This is a genomic window from Halomonas sp. TP35 (assembly GCF_052375975.1).
Classification (GTDB): domain Bacteria; phylum Pseudomonadota; class Gammaproteobacteria; order Pseudomonadales; family Halomonadaceae; genus Vreelandella; species Vreelandella citrativorans.
Map to the genome: position 1 here is coordinate 549642 of NZ_JBQSUZ010000001.1, position 17521 is coordinate 567162.

Here is a 17521-nt window from a genome sequence, read left to right on the forward strand (position 1 = left end):
GCGCTCGCTGTTAGGCGTTCGCTTCACTGTTGAAATACTGGCCTGCCTGATTGGCTAAACGGCGAATGTCATTGGCACATACCACGCTATGGTTGCGAGTATAGGCTTCGTGGTTTTGCTCAATACGCTCCAACTGATAGAGGTAGTTAACCATCAGGCCGTGGGCCTGTTGCAGACCTTTGGATGAGGTGTCACCCAGCCAATTCAGCCGATGAAGGCTGGCACCATTGCCTAAATGAAAACGCGCGACCGGATTGAGCGGTTGGCCACTACGGTGCTTGGCCTCGGTTAAGTAATAGGCGGCCAGGCGCATGAACTCTTTATGCGCGGCGGCGGGCAGCTCGGTTGCTTCATGGTCCTGTAAAAAGGTGCCTAGCGTCTCTGGCAGTACCAGTGACTGCGAGGCACGCTGCTCGGCGAGCCAGTCGGCGAAACCGGGTACCGGCGAAAGCGTGACAAAGTTCTTCAACTGCGGCAGCTCGCGGCTAAGCTCCTGTACGACTTGCTTGATCAAAAAGTTGCCGAACGACACCCCTTTAAGTCCTGCCTGACAGTTGCTGATGCTGTAGAACACCGCAGTGTCGGCTACCTCCAGCGGCACTTCTTCGCCATGTTCCAAAATACGCTGAACGTTGTCGGGGATACCTTTACAAAGCGCCACTTCCACAAAAATAAGCGGCTCGTCGCCGGTGGCCGGGTGGAAAAAGGCGTAACAGCGGCGATCATCTGGATCAAGGCGGCGGCGCAGGTCGCGCCAGTCGCTGATGGCATGCACCGCCTCGTATTGAATGAGCTTTTCCAACACGGCGGCGGGCGTATTCCAGTCGATGCTTTCCAGCACCAGAAACCCCCGGTTAAACCAGGAATTAAACAGATGCGAGAAGTCGCTGTTGAGCGCGGCAAGCTCTGGCGTATGGCGCAATTGCTTGAGCAAGTCGGCACGCATCTTGACCAGCTCGAAGGTGCCGCCTGGGCAAAGGTTCAAACGGCGCAATAAATCCTGACGACGCGGTTCACAAGCGTTAAACAGTTGTTCCAGCGCGGCGTTATCCTCCGACGCACAGTACGCTTTGTAGGCGCTATGGATGGCGCTAGGCTCAGCGGAATAGTCGCTGGCCAGCAGCGAAAAGAACGCCAGTCTCTCTTCAGGCGCCAACTGCTGATAATGAGTGAGCGCACGCTGGGCGGTCATTATCTGGGAGGCTTCACCGCCACGCTCCATCAGCGTTGCACAGGCTGATGAGAGAGCTTGCAAGTGCGCACCACTGCTTTGTGCGGTGTTAGACGCGTTACCCAAGAGACGTGTACGCGTACTGATATTGGAGAGTAGCCCTTGAAGAAACGTCATGTTCACATTCATGCACATCGACCTCTGGATGGGCGGTCCCTTGGCAGGGCACGCTTGACGGCGTAGAGAAATTTATTAGGCGCCTTGTTATATATAACAAATAGAGGTTTAAAATATTTAGGTCAAGCGTGGCAGGGGTAGACATAAGGTGAAGGCTTGGAGAAAAGCGCGTGAGAATAGCGGGTTAGCCAGCAAAAAAGGACAGGCAGAGAAGCCTAATAAAGGGCTGCTGTACGAGTGAATACTGGTGAAGGAGAAGCGTTGTATCACCCGTGCAGCAGCATAAAAAGCAGACGCGTGTTAACGGGTTGAGACGTTATTCAGGGTCGCGGTCAACATTAAGCGGCGACCATGCCTGGCGCACGGGCATGATTTCCAAGCGATTAATATTAATATGCGCGGGCAGTGTGGCGAGATAGTAGAGCTGCTCGGCAATGTCTTCGGCCTGAAGCGGCGTAGTACCGCGATACAGTGCATCGGAGGCTTCCTGATTGCCTTTCGTGCGTACCAGGGTGAATTCGGTTTCCGCCAGGCCCGGGGCAAGGTCGGTAACCCGTACGCCAGTGCCTAATAAATCGCAGCGCAAGTTGTAGCTAAACTGTTGAACAAACGCTTTGGAGGCGCCGTATACATGGCCGCCAGGGTAAGGCCACTGGCCTGCCACAGAACCAAGATTCAAGATGCTGGCACCTTTACCATGCGCCAGTAGCAGTGGCATCGCGGCGTGAGTGACGTTGACCAGCCCGGTGATGTTGGTATCAATCATGGTATGCCAGTCGTTGAGGTCGACCTGCTGCGCAGGCTCGGGCGCCAGTGCCAAGCCTGCATTATTGATCAAGCAGGTGAGCGGCAAAAAGCGCTCAGGTAAATTGCTGATAGCGTTGGTGACCGCGTCGCTATCGCGTACATCAAGTGTCAGGGTTAATACCGGCACCTGTTGTGAAAGCTCGCTCTCAAGCGCTTTCAAGCGCTCTTCCCGGCGGCCAGTCAAAATCAATGACCAGCCTGCTTTTGCAAAACGCTGGGCGGCGGCCTTACCAAAGCCGGACGTTGCACCGGTAATTAAAACGCTGGGCATTGCGAAGACTCCTTTATTGGGCGGACACAATAGATTCAGCCCTAATGTAGCCTGTTTTGCTTGGCTTCTTGAAGGCTTAATGGTGGCCTGATGGCTATTTTGCTCTGTATCTTCGCGTCAGATAAGGGCGCTGTCAGCGGCTCAACGTCGTTGGCATGTGCACGTGCCGAGCGCATTATTTTGCTCGTTGCTGGGTTTTAGCTGACAATGCCAACCAACACGATGGTTACGTTTGGGGACATTGCATGCAGGCAAACGGTTTTTTTGACAGGGTGGGGGAAACCATCGGCGATGTAATTCGTACAGTGGTTGAGTTCCTATTGGCTATTTTTACCAACTTCTTCGGTGCCCTTGAAGAGTTTGTCGATGGGCTCAGTCGTTCGCTGGGGATCAACGCGTCATTTTTTAGCCTTCTGGTGTTAATCATAGGGCTTTATCTATTGTGGGGTGGTGTGCAAGCGCTGTTACGCGGATCGCTGTTTGGCGCCATTGTACGGATTTTACTGGCGCTATTTATTCTTTCTTGGCTCATTATGTGATTAGCGTCATCATAATGATGATGCAAGTAAGCTTGCTAAGTATCTGTATTGATGGCGTTAATCAGTCCGCCCGATAATGTTTTGAAACGCATTCATAACGCTATGACCATTTATCATTTGCCTATTTGGTGCAATTTGCCATCATTTCGCACTTCTTTAGTGCAATGAGAGCGAGATGAAAACGTATCTTGGCAAAATGCGGGGCGAACGTATTCAGCGCAATCGGGTAGGTTGGCAGGATGCTGTATGGTCATGGGTGGGCGCATTTACCGGTATGGCGGTGATTTGCTGGTTAAGCTCGGCATGGCTTTCCCAGCAGCTGCTGATTGTGGGTTCGTTTGGGGCAACGTCGGTACTGATCTATGCCGCACCGGAAAGCCCGTTTGCGCAGCCCAGCCATGTGCTGTTTGGCAGTGTCCTGTCAGCGTGTATTGGGGTGGGCTGTTACCAGCTCTTGGGCGCAACGCCTCTTTCCATGGCGCTTTCGGTATCGCTTTCCATTCTGATTATGCAATTAACCCATACGGTGCATCCGCCCGGCGCTGCGGCGGCGCTTATTGCGGTAGGTGGCGGTGCCAGTGTGCATAATCTGGGCTGGTGGTACCCGCTGCTCCCTATTGGTATGGGCAGCGTGGTGATGCTGGCGATCGCAATTTTGGTTAATAACCTGGCACGCCATCGCCGCTATCCGCGCTATTGGTAGTGTCCGTACGATTGATAGTGCAACTAAAGGCGGTTTAACTGCTGCTCCAACGCGAAAATATGCGCATCATCGACGTTTAAATGCCGCAGTGCCTGGGCCAGGTTAACCAGGTAGTCACGGTTGGGGCCGCTAGGGCCAGACGCGTGAGCAATCTGGCGGGCCATATCATCAAGCGGCGCTGGGCCTAGAAAGGCGGGATTATCGTCGGTTGCCAAATACACCAGCCCTTGCGTTTGATCACCCTCGTTAGTGCTTGAATCGTTATCTGTAAAATTGTCCGTAAAAAACAGGGGCGTTAACTCGCGCAAGTAGCCATTTTTCTCACGATGATCCAACGGTGCTAATGTCTCGGGAGTAATGCGGTAGGCCATGCCGTGGCAAATAGCCCCTGGGACAGGCGTGAGGGTGACAACGCGACCAGGCGCTTCCAGCGTGCCACGGTGATCATGCGAACCCTGCCAGAAGCGGCGCTCCCAACCGGTAATATAAGCACTGCGTTTTTCCAGGAAGGGAAAATCCGCTTTCCAGATCAGCGATCCGTACCCGAAAATCCAGATTTCCGCATCTGCATCGAAGCAGTGGCGCTGCTGGTTGATGGCAGTAGTATCGATCAACATGGGCCCAACAAACTCTACATGGTTATAAAAAATGTCGTTTAAAATGCCATGGTAACATGATCGGGCACTCTCCCCTGGAGCACTCATGCGCGCTATTTTTCTGGTCGATAATGGCTCATTACGCCCGGCCGCCACCCGCAATTTACGCCGTGTAGCGGCTCTGCTCAGCCAACAGGCAGGTGAGACGGTGCACGCCGCGTCACTGCTTCACTCCCATAAAATCCCGGCTGATGAACTGGAGGGTATTCCCGCACTTACCCTTGGGCCAGCTGCCGAGTGCAGCGCTGAGCAAGGGGCTACAGAGATCATCGTTTTGCCGTTCTTTTTTGGGCCAAGCAAGGCCTTGACCGGCTATCTACCCGAACGTATGGCGACCCTACAAGCGCGCTTTCCTAACGTGAGTGTGCGAGTTGCCCAGCCGTTGGTGGACGAACGGGGGGATAACGATCTGCGGCTGGCCAGGCTGTTGGCTGACAACGTACGCGAGCATCTTAATGGCACGCCCCCCCGGATTGCGCTTGTCGACCACGGCAGCCCTATCCCTGAAGTGACTGCCGTGCGCAATCGGCTGGCTGGGCAGTTGAGTGTGCTGTTAGCGGATGAGGTTGCCTGCGTGGCCGCGGCGTCCATGGAACGGCGTGAGGGTGAGGCGTATCGCTTTAACGAGCCGTTGTTGGAAAACCTGCTGGATAACCCCGATTTTCACGATAGGCCGGTCGTTCTGGCGATGCTGTTTCTCTCGCCGGGCAGGCATGCTGGGGAAGAGGGTGATATTGCCGAGATTTGCCAGGACGCTCAGCAGCGTCACCCTACGCTTAGTGTTGCGACCACAAGGCTGGTCGGTGAACATTCCGGTATTGTCGAAATTTTGCACTCTCGGCTATGCCAAGCGCTTGATGGGCAACGCTTTCTGCTGGAACTACCCGCGCCCGATAACACGCTGCGTTAGGCGAAGGGTGTAACGTTGCCCAAGAGCGCGTAGAATCGCGAGCCTTTGTACGCGCAATTACTCCGCTAACCAGGGTCACCATCTTGATCGCAACCGCCAATATCACCATGCAGTTCGGGGCCAAGCCTCTGTTCGAGAACGTCTCCGTCAAATTCAACAACGGCAATCGCTACGGGCTGATTGGCGCTAACGGTTGCGGCAAGTCGACCTTTATGAAGATTCTGGGTGGCGAGCTTGAGCCAACCTCCGGCCAGGTCATGCTGGATAACAGCACGCGGTTGGGCAAGCTGCGCCAGGACCAGTTCGCCTATGAGAATGAGCGGGTCATCGACACTGTGATCATGGGCAATACCGAGCTTTGGAAGGTTGCAGCGGAACGCGAACGCATCTACAGCCTGCCGGAAATGAGCGAAGAAGACGGTATGGCCGTGGCCGACCTGGAAGTACGCTTCGCTGAGCTGGATGGCTACACTGCCGAATCCCGTGCCGGTGAGCTGCTTCTGGGCTTGGGGATTCCCATTGAGCAGCATACCGGCCCAATGAGTGAAGTGGCTCCCGGTTGGAAGCTGCGCGTGCTGCTTGCCCAGGCACTCTTTTCAGACCCTGATGTATTGCTGCTCGACGAGCCTACCAACCACCTGGATATCAACACGATCCGTTGGCTGGAAGATATTCTGACGGCGCGTAACAGCACCATGATTATCATCTCTCACGACCGCCACTTCCTGAACAGCGTATGTACGCATATGGCGGACCTGGATTATGGTGAGATCACTCTGTTCCCGGGTAACTATGACGACTACATGACGGCAGCAACTGCCGCGCGTGAGCGTCAGCACTCGGATAACGCCAAGAAAAAAGCCCAGATTGCTGAGCTTCAACAGTTTGTTAGCCGCTTTTCGGCGAACGCCTCGAAAGCCAAGCAGGCCACCTCGCGGGCGCGCCAGATCGATAAAATCAAGCTCGAAGACATCAAGCCTTCCAGCCGGGTAAGTCCGTTTATCCGCTTTGACCAGAACAAGAAGATTCACCGTAATGCGGTCAATGTTGACGCGATTACCAAAGGCTACGATGACGGTGCGCCGCTGTTTGAGCGCTTCTCCATGACCGTCGAAGCCGGTGAGCGTATTGCGATCATCGGCCCCAACGGTATAGGCAAAACGACCCTGCTGAAAACCCTGGCAGGTGATCTGCGCCCCGATAAAGGCGAAGTGAAGTGGACCGATGCGGCCGAAGTAGGCGTCTTTGCCCAGGATCATGCCGACGACTTTGCCGTCGATATGACACTCTTCGAGTGGATGGGACAGTGGACCCAGGGTGGCGAGCAGGTCGTACGCGGCGCGCTGGGGCGCATGCTGTTCTCAAGCGACGATATTGGAAAGTCCATCAAGGTCATTTCCGGTGGTGAGCAGGGGCGCATGCTGTTTGGCAAGTTAACCCTGACCAACCCCAATGTACTGCTGATGGATGAGCCGACCAACCACCTGGATATGGAGTCCATTGAGGCGCTAAACCTGGCGCTGGAAAACTATCCTGGTACGCTGATGTTTGTCAGCCACGACCGCGAGTTCGTGTCGTCGCTCGCCACACGTATTATCGATATGCAGCCCGACGGCATTGTCGACTTCAGCGGCAGCTATGACGATTACCTGCGCAGCCAGGGCGTGGTGTAAACAGCGCACTCATCAACGGCTAAGGTATTGAGCGTGAACTCATCAGCCGATAATGGTGGCGTAGGTCGCTTCCGTTACCGGCTGGTGGTGGATATCCAATACATCCGCGTTTAAAAGGCTGCCTACTTCTTTGGCAAGCTCCACATACACGTGCATCTGCTGATTACGGCGTTTGTGCAGCGGTGGTTTAACGATCAAGCTGATACCCCGAACCGCTTCAGTGCCTTGCTCATCCCGGTACAAGTCGGGCAGCTCACCCGGCAAAAAAGCATTCGTGACGGTGATGGGGTTGGCAGGCTGTTGGCCACTAATCAAAAACACGTGCTTGAGCGAATCGTACTGGGCATTATGGCTTTTCAGCCACTCGGCCAAACGCTGGTCAGTACTCTCTCCCGGCTGATTAAAAAGAATAAACAGCGAATGCTGTTTAAACGTTTGGGCGGGCTTAGCTGCTGCTTCTGGCTCAACGATAGGTTCAGGCGTTGGCGGGGTTGCGGCGGCTTTAGCCGCTATTTTGCGTGCGATAGCGCGGGCGCGCCGACGCTTATGCCAAGGCACCACAATGTAGATAAAAATAGCGGTAGCAATGCCAGCCAGTAGCAATGAGGCCACAGAAAGTAGTAATACAGTGGTGTTATTATTATCCATCGGCATTCAAACCTGTTTAAAAAGCAGCGGTAGTTATGACGTTTAAGTGAACTGGTAACCAGAATTTGTATATTAACAGCGTTCTAGCACTAAGATATATGCAAAAAGCACCACACAAGTGGTGCTTTTTGCTGTTATGAACACGCAATTTACGTCGGCATATTAACCAATACGATCATAACCGTTATCCATAAATGGGTAATCGGTATAGCCTTTCTCGTCGCCACCGTAGAAGGTGGCGTGATCAGGCTCATTCAATGGTGAGTTCTTATAAAAACGCTCAGCCAGGTCGGGATTGGCGATATACGGACGGCCAAAGGCGGCGGCTTCCGCATTACCTGAATCGAGCAGGGCCTCGGCACGTTCGGCGTTATAGTTACCGCAGTAGATCAGGCTGCCGCTAAAGCGCTCACGCATCTGCTCGCGAAAACCGTCAGGGAACTGAATGTCGCCACCGGCCCAGTTAGGCTCGTTAAGATGCAAATAGGCAAGGCCACGCTTGGAAAGCTGATCCGCCATATAGAGCGCCATCGCTTCAGGCTCGTCGTCGGTTAATCCAAACAGCTCGATAAACGGCGTCATACGAATGCCAACTCGGTCAGCGCCAAATACGCCAACAACGGCATCGACCACTTCCAGCGGGAAGCGCGCACGGTTTTCCAGCGAGCCACCGTATTGGTCGGTACGCTGGTTAGTGCCGGTGGCCAGGAACTGATTCAGCAAATACGCATTGGCCGCGTGCACTTCGATCATGTCGAAACCCGCACGCTTGGCACGCACCGCCGCTTGGCGGTAGTCATCCACAATGCCGGGGATCTCGTCGGTTTCCAGCGCGCGCGGTGTGCTGGTGGGGTGCTGGCCTGCGCTACCGTCTTCAAACTCAACAAAACACTGGGCGCCTTCACCTTTAAGCGCACTGGGCGCGACCGGCTGTTCGCCATTGGGTTGCACCATCTCGTGGGAAACACGCCCAACGTGCCAAAGTTGCAGAGCAATTCGGCCACCTTTGGCATGCACCGTGTTGACGACCTCCTTCCAGCCCGCTTCCTGCTCATCGGTCCAAATGCCTGGGGTGTAGACGTAACCACGGGCAGTGGGAGAGATATTGGTTGCTTCACTAATAATCAGGCCTGAACCAGCCCGCTGCCCATAGTAGGCTTGCTGCAGTTTGCCAGGCACGCTATCCGGTGTGCGTGCGCGAGTGAGCGGCGCCATGATGACGCGGTTAGGAATCGACAGACTACCGAGTTGGGCCGGGGTAAAAAGTGCTTCAAATGCCATTCAGCTAACTCCTGTTGCGTGCACTGCTTCAAAGTGATGACAGAATAGACCAGTTTACTAGTAAGCGCCAACCACTCTTCTGTGTGGTTTGTTATGAGGCCACCAGGCACAAAACAAAACCCCACCTTGATAAAGATGGGGTTTGAATGACTCATTGATGGCGCAGTCGATTAACAGCGTGGCGGACTAATGAAGTGTCTGAGTAGTGATGTACTCAATCTCGTTGCCAAGGCCAGCGCCGCTTAGGAGGCATGACGATTAGCTGAAGGGCATTGTTGAGCGGGAGCATAATCGCGGCTAACTGCCGGTGGCAGATAGCGCTACTGAGTACACCAGGGCACTGTTTCAGCAGTAGCTCGCACTGTTGGGCGGCGAGAAAAATTTGCTCAACTACCTGAGGGGAAAATAGCGGTTTGGCCTCTTTGCAGCAGCGGTTAAGTTCTCCGGCCAGCATCGAAAGCATCCCTGTATCCAGCCAGCAGGGCAGCGGGTCGTTTAGGCGGCCTGCAATTGAGTGTTGAATCGCCTCGAACGAGGTTCGTAAGAACCCAAGAGTTTGGCGAAGCTGTCGCTGCTCACTGGTCATGTCATTTGCCTGCACTTCGTCAACAAGTCGTCGATAAGAGAAAGAGAGTGTTTCTCATTTTCATCTATCGAGACGATAGCGCCAGTTAATGGAGGTGTCAATAAATGGTATGCGCCTTAATGTACTCACGCCGGAACGGTCAATTTACTGACTCAACAAATATGCCCCCTGGGCAAAATAGAAAATGCCAATACCGGTCACAATCCAGCGTGTCCATGTACGGAAGTTGGCATCGGTAAGGCGATGTAACACATGTGTCCCTACTTGAGTGCCCAGGATAGCCAACGGCGCAGCCAGCAATACCATGCCCCAATCCCCAGCGCCCAGTGCCAACGCAGCACTCAGGTAGAAGAGAATCTTAATACTATGGGCGACCACCTGAATCATTGCTTTAGTGGCCACCACTTCACGACGGTCCATTCGAGAGCGTACAAAGAAGATATCGATCAGTGGTCCGGACACCCCAGCGGCAATGGTTAACCCACCCGATGCCATGCCGCAAAGCAGTGCGTGGCTCGTTCGGTTGGCGTTGAGATGGAACCAACGTTTGGGCATCCACACCAGAATGGGCATCAAGCCAATTAACAGTGACACCGTGGCGGCATTAGCACTATAGCCGAGCAGCATCAGTAGCCCGGCGGCGCTTATTACGCCTAGCGTCATAAACGCGACCGTTCGCCAGACAATAAACCGCCGCGATAACCATGCCCGCGACCCGTTAGCGGTCAGTTGAATGGCCCCATGCACGGCCATGGCACTGGCCGCCGGGAACGCGAGCAGCAGAAACCACATCAGTACCAGCCCGCCCGCCATGCCGAAGATACCCGATAACATCGAGGTAAAAAAAACTACAAAAACAAAGAACGAACCGATTAGTAGGGACATAATAAAACTTCTTAGCTACGGCAAAAGGGCCAGACTTGATAAAAGCGGCGGCATTGAAACTCGGCTTCACAGGCATTGAGCTGGGATTGATAACGGTTTGTGCGAGTGACGATTTGCCGTGCTGCGTTGATTACCTGAGGCTTATTTCGGTACGTGCCACGTCGATACCCGCCTGCGCCCTCGTGGTAGGCGTAATAGAGATGCTCAGGATTGGTTAATGAAATGCCAGCTTGTTGCTGAGATCGGTGGTTGTACCAGCCGATGAAGTCGGTGGCGTGCTTCATGCTGGTGCGGCGCGCAAACAAGCTACCTGCCTGCTCCCGGTACTCTCCCCATACCGGGTCTTGCGCTTGGGCATAACCTTTTGCCGAAGAGGGGCGGGGGCCGGGGATAAAGCCCAGGTAATACTTGCGGTCAGGACGAATGTGGCTTTTAAAGGAAGACTCCTGCTGAATAAACGCCATTTGTGTCGCAATGGGTGTTCCCCACTTCTCCTGAGAGTCGCGCGCGTAGTCGTACCAGGTGGGCTGTTCGCGGAAAATTTCGCAAATATTACTCTGGTCTTGTGGTGGGTTGGGGGCAAAGGTCGCACAGCCAGAGAGCAGCAGAACGATGCCTACCAGTCCCCAGGTGCGTAATATTATGCACCAAGATAAAGTCGCAGCGGAAAAACTATCAACAGGGCGCAGCATGATGAGTTCCTTGTGGATAATATTGTCGTCACTGACTTTTTTATGATTATTAATATCAGGCTTTTATAAGCGGCTAGGGTAACAGGTTTTCCAGACAGCGGCGCAGCCGCTGCGCCTCGCGGGCCAGCGTTTCACCTGAAAGCATACCCACTCCCATTACCAAGCCAGCGCGTGAATCATTCGCGGCGCATACCGGACTTAAAGGACGCACGATCAAATGCTCCTTAAGCAGCGCTTGGGCAAGCTGTACGTCATCAATAGGCGGTTCAAATTCTACACACAGGCTGATGGCACTACTGGGCGGTGAAATACGCTTCACTTGCGGCAAGGTACGCAGTTGATCATGCATCACCTGCTGGCGGCCTAGGTAGTCGCGCTGAATACGGCGGCACCAAGCGTCAAGATCACCATCGAAGATAAACTGGGCAAGCACCGCCTGGTCCAGCATGCGCCCCTCACGAAACAGCTCGCTACGCAGACGATTCATGGGTTCGGATAGTTGACGCGGTACTACCAAATAGCCCAGCCGTAGTCCGGGGAACATCATTTTGGAAAAAGAGCCAACCAAAAAGTGACGCTCAGACTGTGGATCAAACAGCAGATTGGTATGGTCGTCGCGGCTGAACTCGTAATCATCTTCAATGATGTACGCAGGCGCTAATGCATCGCATAGGCGCTGCTTGTCGTGGGCACTGGTAGGCACACTGAGCGGATAGTGGTGGGAGCCAGTGAGATAAGTAAGCTGCACAGGGCCAGACGTTGCGGGCAGGCTATGGCCCTGGCCGGGCTGCCACGGCAACATTTCAATGTTTAAACCCGCGGCGGTAAATACGTTGCGTGCCCCCCAGTAGCAGGGCGATTCCATTACCACGGTATCCCCAACATCCGCCAAGGCCATGGCGCACAGTTCAATACCGTTGTGCGTACCATCGGTAATAATAATTTGATCAATGTCGCAGCGAATATTGCGCCAGCGTTCCAGAAAATCACGTATCGCACGCTTTAACGGCCCATAGCCGCCGGTCGAGTAGGAGAGCAGCAAAGCGTTTTGCGGCACGGTCACGCTGGCATACAGCTGGCGCCACTTACGCATGGGGAATTGGGCGATATCCGGGATGCCGGGCACAAAAGCCCCGCTTTGGATAAGGCTGGCTCCTGGGCCTTGGAGCACTTTCTGTGCGCGTTGGGAAAGTGGACGCTCCTGAGTAAAAACAGCAGGTTTGGTTGCTGGTTTGCGGGACCAGGTGCCTTGGCCGTGGGCCGTTTTAAGCAAGGCTTCGTTAAGTAGCGTATTGATCGCTAATGCCAGTGTCTGACGGGCGACACCTAGGCCTTCCGCTAGCTTGCGGTGAGCCGGTAAGCGCATCCCCGCAGGCCACTCCTGGGTAATCGCATAGCGCAGTGTCTGTTCGATACGCACCTGCTTGCTTAGCCGTTCGGGCTGGAGTGCATAAAGATGCACAAGTTGGTGCACGACCTGTTCACGCTCCATGAAAAGCTCCTTTACCTCCTCCAAAAGCCCTAATAGCGCAAGCTTTCAAACGATTAACGCGAGTCAATTGCGCACCAAGCTGGTGCGCGTGAAAAGTGGTCTAGTCAAACACGAAAGTGGTGTGTACGCGTTCTGCGTCCAGCCTGCTAGCGTGTTTAGATACCGTTGAAACGGCATCAGGATACTGCGCCATAGAGCGCCAACGACAACATCCAATAACCTGCAGGAATCTTGCCATGAACACTCCCTCTTCTGAACAGGATAAGCTCGTACGGGTACTCGCCCGTGGCGATGTATTGGCACTCGCCTTTGGAGCCATGATTGGCTGGGGCTGGATCGTTCTTACCGGCACGGCGATTCAATCGGCTGGCAGCTTGGGCGCTATTCTAGCCTTTATCGTGGGCGGTTTAGCCATTGTACTCGTGGGCCTGACCTACGCCGAACTCGCCTCCGCCATGCCCAAAGTGGGCGGCGAGCACGTTTATAGCTATCGCGCTCTGGGTCATTTGCCCTCCTTTTTATGCACCTGGGCGATCATTCTTGGCTACTTAAGCGTGGTGGCGTTTGAAGCCGTCGCACTGCCCACGGTTATCGAACACTTAGCGCCTAACTACGCCGTCGGGCACCTGTGGACGATTGCCGGCTGGGAAGTAAAAGCCACCTGGGTGGCCGTAGGTGTGGGTGGCTCGCTTGCCATGATGCTGATCAACTACTTTGGCGTTACTACCGCCTCGCTGGTACAGAAAGTCGTTACCGGCATGATTCTCCTGGCAGGCGTGATGTTTGTGACCGGTGCCTTGTTTGAAGGCGAAACCATCAACATGCTGCCGCTTTTTGCCCATGGCGATAACGGTACCGTAGCCGGAATCATTGCAGTGCTGGTCATGGTGCCCTTTCTGTTTGTGGGTTTTGACGTGATTCCCCAGGCCGCAGAAGAGATCAATCTGCCTTATAAGGCCATCGGCAAGGTGCTGATGCTCTCGGTCATTCTGGCGGTCGTGTGGTATGCGCTGATCATTCTGGCGACCAGCCTTGCGCTTGACAGTTCTGAGCTTGCCGCAAGCTCCTTAAGTGTACCGGACGCCATGGGCGCGCTATTTAACGCTCCCTGGGCCAGCAATCTGATGGTCATGGCCGGTATCGCGGGTATCATTACCAGTTGGAACGCGTTCTACATTGGCGGCTCGCGGGCCATCTATGCGCTGGCTAAAGCCGGCATGCTGCCGGCCCCCTTTGGCAAGCTGCATCCACGCTATAAAACGCCTACCAATGCTATCTTTCTGATGGGCTTTCTTTCCTGCATCGCGCCATTCTTCGGCCGCCCGGCGCTAGTGTGGATCGTTAACGCCGGAGGTCTAGGCATCGTGATCGCGTACCTCTTTGTAGCCATCTCCTTTATGGTGCTGCGCGTTCGCGAGCCGGATATGCCGCGACCGTTCCGCATCCGTCACGGCAAGCTTTGCGGCACCCTGGCCATCATTCTGTCCTTCGGCATGGCCTGTCTCTACTTGCCGGGCAGCCCGGCCGCGTTGAGTGGTGCAGAGTGGAGCATCTTCGCTGGCTGGTCGGTACTGGGCATCGCGCTGTATATCCATGCGCTCTTCACCTATGGCCGCGCCTATAGCGACCGACACATGATGGCGGATCTGTAAGCCGTCCTACGACATTCACAGGAGCATTGCATGAGCTTTATCGAACAGTGGTTGCACGAAGCCGTCCCCGCCCTGGTAGGCGGCGAGTGGCGCAAGGGCACAGAGACCTTTGCCGTGGATAATCCTGCCACCGGCGAAACCATCGCCCGTGTGGCAGAGCTTGGCGCGGAAGATACCCGTGATGCGGTCGCCGCTGCTTATGAAGCAGGTAGCGCTTGGCGCGCCACCCCGGTCAAGCAGCGCTCAGCCCTGCTGCGTCGCTGGTTCGAACTGATCATCGAGCACGCCGATGATCTCGCCCGCTTGATGACGCTTGAGCAGGGCAAGCCGCTGGTAGAGGCCAAGGGTGAAGTCACTTACGGCGCCTCGTTTATCGAGTTTTTCGCTGAAGAAGCCAAGCGCATGGCCGGGGAAACCCTGCCTAGCCACGGCGCCGACAAGCGCTTGTTAGTACTGCGTGAGCCGGTCGGCGTTGTTGCTGCGATCACGCCGTGGAACTTCCCGCTGGCAATGATTACCCGCAAGTGCGCCCCGGCTCTTGCCGCCGGCTGCACCGTGGTGATTAAGCCCGCTGAAGCGACGCCCTTAACCGCACTGGCGGCGGCTTATCTGGCGCTGGAAGCGGGCCTGCCCGCGGGCACCATCAACGTGGTGACCGCCTCCAAACCCGCAGAAGTCGGCGAAGTGCTGACCACCGACCCACGCGTGCGTAAGGTGTCGTTTACCGGCTCCACGCCGGTGGGCAAGCGTCTGCTGGCCCAGTGCGCCAGCACCGTGAAGAAGACCGCCATGGAGCTGGGCGGCAACGCGCCGTTTATCGTGTTTGACGATGCCGATGTGGACGCTGCGGTGGACGGTGCTATCGCTTCCAAGTTCCGCAATGCCGGGCAAACCTGCGTGTGCACCAACCGTTTTCTGGTCCAGGACGGCATTTACGATGCGTTCATCAGTAAGCTCACCGAGCGCGTGAAAGCGTTGAAAGTAGGCGATGGTCTGGCAGACGGCAGCGTGATTGGTCCGCTGATCAATCAGGCCGCGGTCGATAAAGTGCAGCACCACGTGGACGACGCTATGCACAATGGCGCCCGCCTTATGTGCGGCGGCGAGCCTCATGCAGCCGGCGAGCGCTTCTTTACGCCTACGGTACTCGCCGATGTGACCACCGCCATGGCCGTGGCCGATGAAGAAACGTTTGGCCCCGTCGCGCCCGTGTTCCGGTTTACGCGCGATGAAGAGGCCATCCAGATGGCCAACGATACGCCGTTTGGCTTGGCAGCCTACTTTTACGCCACTGACTACCGCCGTATTTGGCGCACCATGGAAGCGCTTGAGTACGGCATGGTTGGCGTTAATGAAGGCTTGATCTCGACCGAGCTGGCGCCGTTTGGCGGCGTGAAGGAGTCTGGCCTTGGCCGTGAAGGCTCCCATCACGGTCTCGATGAATTTACTGAATTGAAATACGTCTGCGTCGGCGGCTTATAAGGGGAATGAACATGACTAATCACGAACTGAACGAACTCAAAAACCGCTATGTGGCCAACGGCGCAGCGACCCCGAATACGGCCTTTGCCGAGCGTGCTGAAAACGCCGAGCTTTGGGATGCCGACGGTAACCGCTGGATCGACTTCGCGGGCGGCATCGGCGTGCTCAACCTGGGTCATCGCCATCCGAAAATCGTTGCCGCCGTTGAAGCGCAGTTGCACAAGGTCATGCACACCAGCGCTGCGGTCATCTCCTACGCGCCTTATGTGCAGTTGTGTCAGAAGTTGTGTGAACTGACCCCGGTACGTGGCCCTGAACGTAAAGCCATGCTGGTCAACACCGGTGCCGAAGCGCTGGAAAATGCCGTGAAAATCGCCCGCGCCGCCACTGGCCGCACCGGCATCATCACTTTCGATGGCGCCTTCCACGGCCGCACCATGATGACACTCGCTATGACCGGCAAGGTGCTGCCCTACAAGAACGACTTCGGCCCGATGCCGAGTGACGTATTCCGCGCCCCGTTCCCGAACCCGCTGCACGGCATCAGCGAAGAAGCGTCACTTGATGCCATTCGCACGCTGTTCAAGACCGATATCGCCCCGCACCGCACGGCGGCGATCGTGATTGAGCCGGTACAGGGCGAAGGAGGTTTTTACATTGCCTCACCGGATTACCTGAAAGCGCTGCGTGCGCTGTGCGACGAACACGGTATTCTGCTGATTGCTGACGAAGTGCAGTCCGGCTTTGCGCGCACCGGCAAGCTGTTTGCGCTGGAACATAGCGGCATCGAGGCGGATATTCTGACGACTGCCAAGAGCCTGGCCAACGGCATGCCGCTGTCTGCCGTAGTGGGTAGTGCCAAGGTGATGGATGCCTCTGGCCCCAACTCGCTCGGCGGCACCTATAGTGGTAACCCGCTCTCCTGCGCCGCGGCGCTGGCGGTCATTGACGTGATCGAGGAAGAAAATATCCTTGAGCGCAGCGCGCAGATGGGCCGCCTGCTGGCTGAACGTTTTGGCGTCTGGGAAGAGCGCTTCCCCTCCGCGGCGCACGGCCGCCAGCTGGGCGCCATGGCCGCGTTCGAGCTTTTGGATAGTAACGGCAAGCCCGACACTGCGATGACCCAGCAAGTTTGTGCGAAAGCGCGCGAGAAAGGGTTGATCCTGCTTTCCTGTGGCTTCTATGGCAACAGCATCCGTATTCTGGTGCCGTTGACCGTGTCGTCCGAGGTGCTGGAAGAAGGCTTAAGCATTATCGAGCAGTCGCTGGAAGCGCTTAGCTAATACGCCGCGTTAGGTATCTATAGCCTGCCCCCGCCAACAGCATTCGCTTGCTGGGGGACGGGCTAGGGCATCAACAAGCGACAGCCAATCCACTGGCTGCCGCCTGCCGATCAGGCAACGAGAAGGTTAATCCAGCACTTCAAGCTTGTTGGCATCCGCTGGTGTTGGCAGATAATAGAGCGTGGGCACTATCAGCAGCGCAAGCAGCTTTCTTCAAAAGCCTAAGCTGTTCGTTACTTGATGGTGACGTTACCATCAAGTTGTCGCCGGGTAACTAACTTGGCAGGATCAACCCAGCAGGAGAGTTGTCATGTATATCGCCATGAACCGTTTTCAGATTGCCCCAGGCCGCGAAGAGGATTTTCTAGAGGTGTGGCGTAAGCGTGATTCGCACTTGAGTGAAGTACCCGGCTTCAAGCAGTTCAAGATGTTGCAGGGCGCAAGCCAGGAAGAGCACACCGTATTTATTTCTCACAGTGTATGGGAGTCGGAAGCGGCTTTCCGCGCCTGGACCCAGTCAGAGGCGTTTCGCAAGGCTCATGCGGGCGCCAAGTCACCGGAAGGTATCTATCTGGGCCCGCCCAAATTTGAAGGGTATGAGGTCGTGCTTTAA

17 protein-coding genes are annotated in these 17521 nt (G+C 55.5%); 8 read left to right on the forward strand and 9 right to left on the reverse strand.

The annotated features are described in order from the left end of the window. Positions 1-10: 10 nt before the first annotated feature. Positions 11-1348 (reverse strand): malonyl-CoA decarboxylase, encoded by a 1338-nt coding sequence (locus tag ACT3RU_RS02530; protein WP_444621584.1) that lies wholly within the window; start codon positions 1346-1348, stop codon positions 11-13. A 316-nt stretch (positions 1349-1664) separates the two neighbouring features. Beyond that, positions 1665-2426, reverse strand: coding sequence for an SDR family NAD(P)-dependent oxidoreductase (locus tag ACT3RU_RS02535; RefSeq protein WP_483392494.1), 762 nt, complete (start codon positions 2424-2426; stop codon positions 1665-1667). A 245-nt stretch (positions 2427-2671) separates the two neighbouring features. On the opposite strand from ACT3RU_RS02535, the gene ACT3RU_RS02540 reads away from it, so the two are divergent. Together ACT3RU_RS02540 and ACT3RU_RS02545 are read left to right on the forward strand one after the other, a co-directional pair. Next, a complete protein-coding gene (locus ACT3RU_RS02540; protein WP_192528248.1) occupies positions 2672-2965 on the forward strand; it encodes a hypothetical protein in 294 nt (97 codons plus the stop codon). 175 nt (positions 2966-3140) lie between these two features. Further along, positions 3141-3668 (forward strand): HPP family protein, encoded by a 528-nt coding sequence (locus tag ACT3RU_RS02545; protein ID WP_087110917.1) that lies wholly within the window; start codon positions 3141-3143, stop codon positions 3666-3668. 23 nt (positions 3669-3691) lie between these two features. On the opposite strand, the gene ACT3RU_RS02550 is transcribed toward ACT3RU_RS02545, so the two are convergent. Beyond that, positions 3692-4285, reverse strand: a complete 594-nt coding sequence (locus tag ACT3RU_RS02550) for a gamma-glutamylcyclotransferase (RefSeq protein WP_192528247.1) — start codon at positions 4283-4285, stop codon at positions 3692-3694. An 85-nt stretch (positions 4286-4370) separates the two neighbouring features. Here ACT3RU_RS02550 and ACT3RU_RS02555 point away from each other — a divergent pair, with 85 nt between their 5' ends. Both ACT3RU_RS02555 and ACT3RU_RS02560 read left to right on the forward strand, forming a co-directional pair. Next, a complete protein-coding gene (locus tag ACT3RU_RS02555) occupies positions 4371-5234 on the forward strand; it encodes a sirohydrochlorin chelatase (protein ID WP_192528246.1) in 864 nt (287 codons plus the stop codon). A gap of 83 nt (positions 5235-5317) precedes the next feature. Further along, positions 5318-6907 (forward strand): ABC-F family ATPase, encoded by a 1590-nt coding sequence (locus tag ACT3RU_RS02560; protein ID WP_192528245.1) that lies wholly within the window; start codon positions 5318-5320, stop codon positions 6905-6907. Between the two features lie 42 nt (positions 6908-6949). Here the strand turns inward: ACT3RU_RS02560 and ACT3RU_RS02565 are convergent, their stop codons facing one another. The 6 genes from ACT3RU_RS02565 to ACT3RU_RS02590 all read right to left on the reverse strand — a co-directional run bounded on the left by ACT3RU_RS02565 (position 6950) and on the right by ACT3RU_RS02590 (position 12491). Then, positions 6950-7555: a cell division protein ZipA C-terminal FtsZ-binding domain-containing protein gene (locus ACT3RU_RS02565; RefSeq protein ID WP_192528244.1), complete on the reverse strand. Its 606-nt coding sequence runs from the start codon at positions 7553-7555 to the stop codon at positions 6950-6952. A 162-nt stretch (positions 7556-7717) separates the two neighbouring features. Further along, entirely contained in the window at positions 7718-8836 is a 1119-nt protein-coding gene (locus tag ACT3RU_RS02570; RefSeq protein ID WP_192528243.1) for an alkene reductase, read from the reverse strand. A gap of 214 nt (positions 8837-9050) precedes the next feature. Then, positions 9051-9422: a hypothetical protein gene (locus ACT3RU_RS02575; protein WP_192528242.1), complete on the reverse strand. Its 372-nt coding sequence runs from the start codon at positions 9420-9422 to the stop codon at positions 9051-9053. 144 nt (positions 9423-9566) lie between these two features. Further along, positions 9567-10307, reverse strand: a complete 741-nt coding sequence (locus tag ACT3RU_RS02580; RefSeq protein WP_192528241.1) for a sulfite exporter TauE/SafE family protein — start codon at positions 10305-10307, stop codon at positions 9567-9569. Between the two features lie 11 nt (positions 10308-10318). Further along, positions 10319-10999, reverse strand: a complete 681-nt coding sequence (locus tag ACT3RU_RS02585) for a transglycosylase SLT domain-containing protein (RefSeq protein ID WP_192528240.1) — start codon at positions 10997-10999, stop codon at positions 10319-10321. 73 nt (positions 11000-11072) lie between these two features. Next, positions 11073-12491 carry an aminotransferase-like domain-containing protein gene (locus ACT3RU_RS02590; RefSeq protein WP_087110930.1) on the reverse strand — a complete coding sequence of 473 codons (1419 nt, stop codon included), beginning with the start codon at positions 12489-12491 and terminating at the stop codon, positions 11073-11075. Positions 12492-12727: 236 nt separating this feature from the next. On the opposite strand from ACT3RU_RS02590, the gene ACT3RU_RS02595 reads away from it, so the two are divergent. The 4 genes from ACT3RU_RS02595 to ACT3RU_RS02610 all read left to right on the forward strand — a co-directional run bounded on the left by ACT3RU_RS02595 (position 12728) and on the right by ACT3RU_RS02610 (position 17521). After that, on the forward strand, positions 12728-14143 hold the full coding sequence (locus tag ACT3RU_RS02595) for an APC family permease (RefSeq protein ID WP_192528239.1): 1416 nt from the start codon (positions 12728-12730) through the stop codon (positions 14141-14143). 30 nt (positions 14144-14173) lie between these two features. Continuing rightward, positions 14174-15625 carry an NAD-dependent succinate-semialdehyde dehydrogenase gene (locus tag ACT3RU_RS02600; RefSeq protein WP_192528238.1) on the forward strand — a complete coding sequence of 484 codons (1452 nt, stop codon included), beginning with the start codon at positions 14174-14176 and terminating at the stop codon, positions 15623-15625. A gap of 11 nt (positions 15626-15636) precedes the next feature. Next, positions 15637-16908 carry a 4-aminobutyrate--2-oxoglutarate transaminase gene (gabT, locus tag ACT3RU_RS02605; protein WP_192528237.1) on the forward strand — a complete coding sequence of 424 codons (1272 nt, stop codon included), beginning with the start codon at positions 15637-15639 and terminating at the stop codon, positions 16906-16908. Between the two features lie 310 nt (positions 16909-17218). Then, on the forward strand, positions 17219-17521 hold the full coding sequence (locus ACT3RU_RS02610) for a heme-degrading protein HmuQ (RefSeq protein ID WP_192528236.1): 303 nt from the start codon (positions 17219-17221) through the stop codon (positions 17519-17521).

What these genes read in the sequence shown, in the direction of transcription:
- ACT3RU_RS02545 (WP_087110917.1), top strand. Translation starts at nt 3,141, where the DNA reads ATGAAAACGTATCTTGGCAAAATGCGGGGCGAACGTATTCAGCGCAAT.
- ACT3RU_RS02570 (WP_192528243.1), bottom strand. Translation starts at nt 8,836, where the DNA reads ATGGCATTTGAAGCACTTTTTACCCCGGCCCAACTCGGTAGTCTGTCG.
- ACT3RU_RS02535 (WP_483392494.1), bottom strand. Translation starts at nt 2,426, where the DNA reads ATGCCCAGCGTTTTAATTACCGGTGCAACGTCCGGCTTTGGTAAGGCC.
- ACT3RU_RS02585 (WP_192528240.1), bottom strand. Translation starts at nt 10,999, where the DNA reads ATGCTGCGCCCTGTTGATAGTTTTTCCGCTGCGACTTTATCTTGGTGC.
- ACT3RU_RS02610 (WP_192528236.1), top strand. Translation starts at nt 17,219, where the DNA reads ATGTATATCGCCATGAACCGTTTTCAGATTGCCCCAGGCCGCGAAGAG.
- ACT3RU_RS02590 (WP_087110930.1), bottom strand. Translation starts at nt 12,491, where the DNA reads ATGGAGCGTGAACAGGTCGTGCACCAACTTGTGCATCTTTATGCACTC.
- ACT3RU_RS02555 (WP_192528246.1), top strand. Translation starts at nt 4,371, where the DNA reads ATGCGCGCTATTTTTCTGGTCGATAATGGCTCATTACGCCCGGCCGCC.
- ACT3RU_RS02595 (WP_192528239.1), top strand. Translation starts at nt 12,728, where the DNA reads ATGAACACTCCCTCTTCTGAACAGGATAAGCTCGTACGGGTACTCGCC.
- ACT3RU_RS02600 (WP_192528238.1), top strand. Translation starts at nt 14,174, where the DNA reads ATGAGCTTTATCGAACAGTGGTTGCACGAAGCCGTCCCCGCCCTGGTA.
- ACT3RU_RS02540 (WP_192528248.1), top strand. Translation starts at nt 2,672, where the DNA reads ATGCAGGCAAACGGTTTTTTTGACAGGGTGGGGGAAACCATCGGCGAT.
- ACT3RU_RS02580 (WP_192528241.1), bottom strand. Translation starts at nt 10,307, where the DNA reads ATGTCCCTACTAATCGGTTCGTTCTTTGTTTTTGTAGTTTTTTTTACC.
- ACT3RU_RS02530 (WP_444621584.1), bottom strand. Translation starts at nt 1,348, where the DNA reads ATGACGTTTCTTCAAGGGCTACTCTCCAATATCAGTACGCGTACACGT.
- ACT3RU_RS02550 (WP_192528247.1), bottom strand. Translation starts at nt 4,285, where the DNA reads ATGTTGATCGATACTACTGCCATCAACCAGCAGCGCCACTGCTTCGAT.
- gabT (WP_192528237.1), top strand. Translation starts at nt 15,637, where the DNA reads ATGACTAATCACGAACTGAACGAACTCAAAAACCGCTATGTGGCCAAC.
- ACT3RU_RS02565 (WP_192528244.1), bottom strand. Translation starts at nt 7,555, where the DNA reads ATGGATAATAATAACACCACTGTATTACTACTTTCTGTGGCCTCATTG.
- ACT3RU_RS02575 (WP_192528242.1), bottom strand. Translation starts at nt 9,422, where the DNA reads ATGACCAGTGAGCAGCGACAGCTTCGCCAAACTCTTGGGTTCTTACGA.